Here is a 717-nt window from a genome sequence, read left to right on the forward strand (position 1 = left end):
CGGGCCGGGGCGCGGCCTTCGGCCCGGGCTCGTCCGGGGCGGGCCCGGCGCCGGTGGCGGGTGTCGCGGGGTCTTCGAAGGCGGGCTTCGGGTTGTGCCAGGGCGCGTCGGCGCTGCGCGGGACCGGGCGGCGTGCGGACTCCGCCTCGGGCGGGGCTGCCTGGCCGGTCGACCCGTCCGCAGCGGAACGGGTACGACGGGCCGGGCGCCCCGGGGCCTCGGCGCCCGGCGCCGACACGCCGCCGGGCGCTTGGCCCGCCGAGCCGTCGGACGCGGAGCCGGGAGGGGTTTCCGGGCCCGGGGACGGTGCGGCCTCGGCCGCGGCCTGGCTCGCCGAGCCGTCCGACACCGAACGCGTACGACGCGGCGGAGCATCCGGGTCCGGGGGCGACGCGGCTTCCCCCTCAGCCTGGCTCGCCGAGCCGTCCGACACCGAACGCGTACGACGCGGCGGGCGGGGCGGGGCGTCCGACTCCGGGGACGACGCGGCTTCCCCCGCGGCCTGGCTCGCCGAGCCGTCCGACACCGAACGCGTACGACGCGGCGGGCGCGGCGGAGCGTCCGACTCCGGGGACGACGCGGCTTCCCCCGCGGCCTGGCTTGCCGAGCCGTCCGCTACCGAACGCGTACGACGCGGCGGAGCGTCCGGCTCCGGGGGCAGCGGGGTTTCCGGGGTCTCGGGGGCCGCGCCCTCCGCGCCCGGGCGGGGGCGGCGGG

At 81.7% G+C, this 717-nt stretch carries 1 pseudogene; it reads right to left on the reverse strand.

What is annotated here, in order from left to right:
- Window positions 1–349: pseudogene (locus NOD94_RS41230) on the reverse strand (NADH-quinone oxidoreductase subunit C); the annotation flags it as partial.
- Window positions 350–717 lie beyond the last annotated feature (368 nt).

Source organism: Streptomyces sp. Isolate_45, assembly GCF_024721315.2.
In the GTDB taxonomy this organism is placed as follows: Bacteria; Actinomycetota; Actinomycetes; order Streptomycetales; family Streptomycetaceae; genus Streptomyces.